This window comes from Nostoc linckia z4 (assembly GCF_002608075.1).
In the GTDB taxonomy this organism is placed as follows: domain Bacteria; phylum Cyanobacteriota; class Cyanobacteriia; order Cyanobacteriales; family Nostocaceae; genus Nostoc; species Nostoc linckia.
Genome location: NZ_LAHA01000077.1, coordinates 24,988 through 32,087, shown reverse-complemented (window position 1 = coordinate 32,087; position 7,100 = coordinate 24,988). Strand labels below are relative to the sequence as shown.

Genomic DNA, 7,100 nt, shown 5'->3' with positions numbered 1-7,100 from the left:
TGGGGAATATCACCCAAGATTTAGTACAACTTGGTCGTCTGAGTCGCAATGTTGGTATAGAACGTTTGACTCAAGGTTTGTTTCTCGTGTTGCCAGATTTATCTCGATTAGATTTGAAAAATCAGGCTGTTTATGGTTTACAAGCACTACCTGAGACAACGGCACTGATTATTAATGCCGGTTATGGCTTACTTTACAGTGCGATGTTGTTGGCGATCGCTATTTTTGTTTTCTCACGACGCGAGTTTTAAAGTGCTTTACCAAGCCCTTCGGGTAGGGAATAGTAGAAGGTTTTGGGAAAAGGGTAAAGGGTAAAGGGTAAAGGTTTTTTCTTTCCCCTTTTTCCCTTAACAGACAAGTATTGACACTCATGCTGTGAAAAAATACGTCTTTGTACAAATCCCCTACTTTTAAGTATGGGTATTTCACTATTCCCTATTGCCTGTTAAGAGTTCCCTTTTAAAACTTATTTAAAATTGCTATGTATGGAATTCATATTTGATGCTTGAAAAAGCTGAGTAAAACTCAAAAAGCTACTTTCTCATCATCTGTTGTAATTGCGCTTCACACAGCATAAAAATACGTTAAATTACGCTTCATACTAAAAGTATACGCTTTAGCAGTATAAACATCATACTAAGCTGTTATTCATATAACTTGCACATATTTTCGTATTCACTGTTGAAGCTTGACGGTTGACTGTCAGTGGTCTCAGGATAAACAACTATGTAAGTTAAGAGAGTAACAGTTTAATATTGAAATGAAAAGAATTAATTTTCAGATAATTTATGTTTAACACAAATTGATGGTGTAATTTTTTATAATTATCTTCCCTGATAAATAGTTTTTCCCATATGCTTATTGTTATCTTTAGCAATTAAAATTACTGGGTCTATACATTATGAATTGGCATGTGTTAACTACACTTTGATACAACTCGGATATTAACAGCATGAATGACTCATCAGAAATATACAAAACCCAGTTAGTGCAAATCCTGATTGTTGAAGATGAGTATATTCTTGCTATCAATTTACAGGAAATTCTTGAATCACTGGGATATGTGGTAGTTGATATCGTTTCTTCAGCCGAAGAAGCAATAGAGAAGGCACAAAAGCTGCGTCCCAACTTAGTTTTGATGGATATTTGCCTGCAAAGTCAGATGGACGGTATTCAAGCAGCAGAGCAAATATGGAATAATTTACACATTCCAGTTATCTATGTCACTGGGCATTCTGATAAGAGTACGGTAGAACGAGCAACGCTGACATTACCTTTTGGTTATATTCTCAAACCTGTTAAAGACCAAGAACTTTACGTTGCTATTCAAACAGCACTCAATCGCTATCAACGCGAACAATTTTTGATGAGTGAACTTGAGAAAATCAGGGATGTGGTGATTCCCACTAATCTCCAGTTATGTTTTAAGTGTCCGAGTCACGTATATCTGATTCATCAATTAATAGCTTATCAGCAGATGCAAGCTACTAATGAGGAACTAAAAAGACAGATTAATCTCGATTCTTTGACACAAATAGCTAATCGTCGCCGATTTGATGAGTGTTTTGAAATTGAATGGTGTCGTCTTAAACGCGATCGCCTACCTTTATCATTAATTTTGTTAGATATCGATTTTTTTAAGCTTTATAACGATACTTATGGTCACTTAATGGGCGATGATTGTCTACAACAAGTTGCAACAGCGCTCAAAAGTGTTGTTCAACGTCCAGCAGATTTAGTTGCTCGTTACGGTGGAGAAGAATTTGTGGTGATTCTTCCCAATACAGAAAATCAAGGAGCAATTTTTGTGGCTGAAAAAATTTTAGAAACAGTACGCAACTTAGCAATTCCTCATATTAAATCTAGTATAAATACTTATGTGACTGTGAGTATAGGCTTTGCCAGCATTGTGCCCAATTTAAAATTGTCACCGCAACATTTAATTGAAGCAGCTGACAAAGCACTTTATCAAGCTAAACTCCAAGGGCGCGATCGCATTAGTATTGGTGTAGTTAATGGTTTTTGATTGATTGCTATTGGGGGATGGGGTGGGGGGTAAGGGAAAAGGTTAAAGGGAAAAGGGAAAAGGGAAAAGGAATAAATTCAATCTTTCTCCTTTCCCCCTTTCCCCATGCCCCATGCCCAATGCCCAATGCCCCATACCCAATGACTAATAACTAATAACTATTTGAGGTTCTTTAATTGTGCCATCAGGCATGATTGTATCTCGCAATTTTGCATAAATTAGGTTTGCTTGGTAAAGGTTGGCTTTACTTAGGTTTGCTTTAGTTAAGTTTGCCCATGTTAAATCTGCACTAGTTAAATTGGCTTCGGTGAGATTAGTTTCTAGCAAGATTGCACCACATAGCTTTGCTTTTGTGAGATTTGCTCTGACTAAATTAGCTTCAATTAAGGATGCTTCAATTAATTTGGCTTCGGTGAGGTCTGCTTCACTCAGATCCGCAGCACATAAGGAAGTACCCCAAAGGTTACTACCGATTAATTTCACTCGCCATAAAAAACTTCCACACAAATTTGCTTGCTTTAAATCGGCATTCGCTAAATTAGCTTCACATAATGAGGCTTCATACAAATTTGCTGCGGATAAATTAGCTGACATCAAATTCGCACCACTTAAATTTGCACGAGTGAGTATGCAACCAGATAGATTAGTACCACGCAAATCTGCTCCTATGAAATTCAATCCACTTAAATCTAGTCCTTTCAGGTCAATTTCACTCAAGTCATATCCACTGAAATTGTGACGCTGAAAACATTTATTTTTGATTTGATCTAAGACCGATTCTTGCTTGTCAGCATAATTTTTCATGGTATTCACCTCTGGGTGTAACCGATCTCAAAAGGCGATCGCGAGAGTTACTGTATATTGAGAGTACACCTCAAAGGTCGAGAAAAGCGATGGACTATCCACAAGAAATTTCGAGAAAATCTTCAAAAACTTGAAAATACGCTCTAAAAGTCTTTTTTAAGACAAAATATGCTGACATAGGTCAGGAAATATTGATACGTTACAATTCAGAACTCAGAATTCAGAATTCAGAATTCAGAATTCAGAACTCAGAATTCGGCAAGTTTACCACGGAGTATTGTATTTTGTACAAACTCAAACCAATGCCAAATGCAATTTTAAGGCTGCATTAACTAGTACCATCGCATCTTGGTTTACTTCACCAGTAATATCATATCCGCATAATTTAGTAGAGACGTAGCATTGCTACGTCTCTACATCGGGTGGAATGACGAAAAATCCTTCAATGACGGGTGTCACCCTGATTCGCCAGTTGTATTTTTAGCAAGGGGATTAAGGGGCGGGGTTTTTCGGGTTGAATAAGTAATCAAGCGGATAAGTCCGTTTGTCCACAACACAAGTGCATTCGTCCACAACACAAGTCTGTTCGTCCACAACACAAGTGCGTTCGTCCACAACACAAGTGCGTTCGTCCACAACACAAGTTTGTTCGTCCACAACACAAGTCTGTTTGTCCACAACACAAGTGCATTCGTCCACAACACAAGTGCATTCGTCCACAACACAAATTCGTTCTCAACGATTTGTTATTTTTTAGTGTAATTACTTAATCATAAAATTAATCTTGTTATAAAAAATTACCTGAATTTGTAAGCTTTACTGAGCCAAAACACTGGTCTATTAGGACACTCTAGAAAGATAGATTTTAGTAAAAGGTATCCATTGATGCCGCGTAAAAAAAGAAGTTCTCCTGTGCTAGAAAAAACCGAACAGAAATTAATCGGATTTAAATCGATTAATTCTAGCCTTGACTTTGGTGATTTTGTTAGTGTGAACCATTTAACTGAGCTAACCGGAGAACTCCGCAACGAAATTGACCAGTATAATATGATGCTAACTGCACTTGACACAGCAAAGGGAAAAATAGAAACCCTTGAAAGGAGCATTCGTGAAACTTCAGAACGCTTGGTTGATGGTGTGGCATCGAGGTATGGCAAAAACAGTCGGGAATATGAAATGGCGGGCGGAGTACGCAAAAGCGAACGCATTCGTAAAGCCACCATTACGCGCTTAAAATCAACCGCAGACTCAAAAACGGCTTCTACACAAGACCTTTTGCAAAAGTAACTTTTGCTCATAGTGGGGAAAGGGACTCATGTTAAAGGGAAAAGGGTTTTTATTTGCTCTTTTCCCCTTTACCCCTTACCCTTTTACCCATTTCTCTTAGAAGTCTACAGACGGTGTAACCAGCAAGCAATAACTAAGCATCATTCACTATGAATGATGCCCATCTTTGGCGAACAAGTGCATTTTGTGGGATTTAACTCTAGCTTCAATTTAGCTGACAATGAAAATTCCTTAGACGGAGTGGATACTGATGACATCTGAGAAAGACGGCCATAAAGAACTTGAACAACGAGAACGTATATTACGAGAACGAGAAGTTGAATTGCGACTTCGAGAAATGGAAGCTAAAATTCATACTGCTGATGCACCTTTTCATAAAACTGTTAAGCATCAGCCAGAAAATTCCCCCAAACCTTGGATGAAAAAACTAATTCTGGGGGGAAAGTTGTTTGCTCTTGGTGTGGTAGCGTTAGTTGCAGTAAGGATAGCCTCAGCGCTAGCCGGGTTGATTATTGTTGCTGCACTGGGGTGGATGTCTTACAAATTATTTTTTGAATCCAAAAAAAACATTTCTTAATTAAGGTGTAACTATGATGAGCGAGCAAGTAGCAACTGACATATTTATTAAAGATTTAGAGCGTGTTGCTCAAGTGCGATCGGAAATTTCTGTGTGTTTGAATAAACTTGTTGAAATCATTAATACGGCTGAATTAGCTGGCGATTCTTCATCAGGAAAACTCAGTTTAGAACGAGATATTGATGATATTACAGTAGCTAGTAAAAATCTCCGTCAAGGTGTATTTCGCCTTTTAGTGTTGGGAGATATGAAGCGGGGAAAAAGTACATTTCTCAATGCTTTAATCGGAGAAAATTTGTTACCGAGCGATGTTAACCCTTGTACGGCAGTGTTAACAGTTTTGCGCTATGGCCCAGAAAAGAAAGTTACAATTCATTTTAATGACGGCAAAAGTCCGCAACAGTTAGATTTTCAAAGTTTTAAACATAAATATACCATTGACCCGGCTGAAGCCAAAAAATTAGAACAGGAGAAAAAGCAAGCCTTTCCTGATGTTGATTATGCAGTAGTAGAATATCCGTTAACTTTACTAGAAAAAGGGATTGAAATTGTTGATAGTCCAGGGTTGAATGACACAGAAGCCCGCAATGAATTATCTTTGAGTTATGTGAATAATTGCCATGCAATTTTATTCGTGATGAGAGCTTCTCAGCCTTGTACCTTGGGCGAACGTCGGTATTTAGAAAATTATATTAAAGGTAGAGGTTTGACAGTTTTCTTCTTAATCAATGCTTGGGATCAACTGCGGGAGTCATTAATCGATCCTGATGATGTAGAAGAGTTACAAGCGGCTGAAGATAGATTGCGGCAGGTATTTAAAGCGAATTTAGCTGAGTATTGTTACGTAGACGGCCAAAATATTTATGACGAACGTGTATTTGAGCTTTCATCAATTCAGGCACTCAGAAGGCGGCTGAAGAATACTCAAGCTGATTTACAGGGGACTGGCTTTCCTGAGTTTATGGGGGCACTGAATACTTTTCTTACCAAAGAAAGAGCGATCGCTGAACTTCGTCAAATCAGAACTTTATCTAGGCAAGCTGTTAATCACATCCTAGAAGCCGTTGCCAGAAGAGTACCATTACTCGACCAAGATGTAAATGAATTGAAAAAACGAATTGATTCAGTAGAACCAGAATTCAACACACTCACGACAATTCGAGATCAATTCCAAAAAGAAATTTTCAACACCAGAGATACTCAAGCCAGAACAATTTCGGAATCCTTCCGCAGCTACGTTTTAAACTTAGGTAATACCTTTGAAAACGATTTTGTCCGCTATCAACCAGAATTAAATTTGTTTGATTTTCTCAGTAGCGGAAAACGGGAAGCCTTTAACGCTGCATTGCAAAAAGCCTTTGAGCAATATATCACTGACAAATCTGCTGCTTGGACATTAACCGCAGAAAAAGATATCAATACAGCCTTTAAAGAACTTTCTCGTAGTGCTGCACAATACGGCGCATCTTATAGCCAAGTCACAGACAAAATCACCGAAAAAATCACCGGACAAAACATCAAAGTAAATGCCACTATTCCTAGTGAAGATGATAACTCTCCGGCTTGGGCAAAATGGGCAATGGGATTGTTATCGCTGTCTAAAGGAAATCTTGCTGGTGTTGCACTAGCTGGAAGTGGATTTGATTGGAAAAATATCTTGTTAAACTATTTCACTGTCATTGGTATTGGTGGGATAATTACAGCCGTGACCGGTGTTTTTCTGGGGCCAATTGGATTTGCACTGCTAGGTTTGGGAGTAGGCTTTTTACAAGCAGATCAAGCGCGTAAAGAGTTAGTAAAAACGGCTAAAAAAGAATTAGTTAAATATTTACCCCAAGTAGCCCAGGAGCAATCTCAAGTTGTATACGATGCGGTAAAAGAATGTTTTGATGCTTACGAAAGAGAAGTCAGCAAGCGAATTAACGATGATATTGTTTCTCGTAAATCTGAACTGGATAATTTAGTTAAGCAAAAAGAAACCCGCGAAATTAATCGTGAAAGTGAGTTGAAGAGATTAAAAACCTTACAAGAAGATGTAATAGCACAGTTGCAAAAAATTGAAGCAGCATACAGCAATTTGTTAGCTTACTATAGCTAAAGTACAGCAATTCAGGAGTCAGGAGTCAGGAGTCAGAATTCAGAATTCAGAACTCAGGAGTCAGGAGTCAGAATTCAGAACTCAGGAGTCAGAATTCAGAATTCAGGAGTCAGAATTCAGAATTCAGGAGTCAGAATTCAGAATTAATCAGTGAGGGATTTAGACATTTTACTAATTGAAGGCTCTAGCCTCCGGCAGGGTACAGCCGTTCGACCTTACAAGTTATTGTATGTGTATCAATATTTTGGTGAATTGGTATTACTCTACGCTTTTCGCCAGTCATCCAAAATTCATTCTGACTCCAAACT

6 protein-coding genes and 1 pseudogene are annotated in these 7,100 nt (G+C 38.2%); 5 read left to right on the top strand and 2 right to left on the bottom strand.

Features of this window, described 5'->3' with window-relative positions; all coding sequences use genetic code 11:
• Nucleotides 1-251: pseudogene (locus tag VF06_RS34650) on the top strand (ABC transporter permease); the annotation flags it as partial.
• A 701-nt stretch (nt 252-952) separates the two neighbouring features.
• Nucleotides 953-2,026 (top strand): diguanylate cyclase domain-containing protein, encoded by a 1,074-nt coding sequence (locus VF06_RS34645; RefSeq protein WP_099070999.1) that lies wholly within the window; start codon nt 953-955, stop codon nt 2,024-2,026.
• Between the two features lie 144 nt (nt 2,027-2,170).
• On the opposite strand, the gene VF06_RS34640 is transcribed toward VF06_RS34645, so the two are convergent.
• Both VF06_RS34640 and VF06_RS34635 read right to left on the bottom strand, forming a co-directional pair.
• Nucleotides 2,171-2,830, bottom strand: a complete 660-nt coding sequence (locus VF06_RS34640; RefSeq protein WP_099071000.1) for a pentapeptide repeat-containing protein — start codon at nt 2,828-2,830, stop codon at nt 2,171-2,173.
• Nucleotides 2,831-3,322: 492 nt separating this feature from the next.
• Complete coding sequence (locus VF06_RS34635; RefSeq protein WP_143861846.1) at nt 3,323-3,550, bottom strand: hypothetical protein; 228 nt, start codon at nt 3,548-3,550, stop codon at nt 3,323-3,325.
• A 165-nt stretch (nt 3,551-3,715) separates the two neighbouring features.
• On the opposite strand from VF06_RS34635, the gene VF06_RS34630 reads away from it, so the two are divergent.
• The 3 genes from VF06_RS34630 (at nt 3,716) to VF06_RS34620 (ending at nt 6,792) form a co-directional block, all read left to right on the top strand.
• On the top strand, nt 3,716-4,117 hold the full coding sequence (locus VF06_RS34630; protein ID WP_099071002.1) for a hypothetical protein: 402 nt from the start codon (nt 3,716-3,718) through the stop codon (nt 4,115-4,117).
• A gap of 250 nt (nt 4,118-4,367) precedes the next feature.
• Nucleotides 4,368-4,694, top strand: coding sequence for a DUF3040 domain-containing protein (locus VF06_RS34625; protein WP_099071003.1), 327 nt, complete (start codon nt 4,368-4,370; stop codon nt 4,692-4,694).
• 16 nt (nt 4,695-4,710) lie between these two features.
• Nucleotides 4,711-6,792 (top strand): dynamin family protein, encoded by a 2,082-nt coding sequence (locus VF06_RS34620; RefSeq protein WP_099071004.1) that lies wholly within the window; start codon nt 4,711-4,713, stop codon nt 6,790-6,792.
• Nucleotides 6,793-7,100 lie beyond the last annotated feature (308 nt).

Excerpts from the sequence above, each read along its gene's own strand:
- VF06_RS34645 (WP_099070999.1), top strand. The coding sequence starts at position 953 with ATGAATGACTCATCAGAAATATACAAAACCCAGTTAGTGCAAATCCTG.
- VF06_RS34640 (WP_099071000.1), bottom strand. The coding sequence starts at position 2,830 with ATGAAAAATTATGCTGACAAGCAAGAATCGGTCTTAGATCAAATCAAA.
- VF06_RS34630 (WP_099071002.1), top strand. The coding sequence starts at position 3,716 with ATGCCGCGTAAAAAAAGAAGTTCTCCTGTGCTAGAAAAAACCGAACAG.
- VF06_RS34625 (WP_099071003.1), top strand. The coding sequence starts at position 4,368 with ATGACATCTGAGAAAGACGGCCATAAAGAACTTGAACAACGAGAACGT.
- VF06_RS34620 (WP_099071004.1), top strand. The coding sequence starts at position 4,711 with ATGAGCGAGCAAGTAGCAACTGACATATTTATTAAAGATTTAGAGCGT.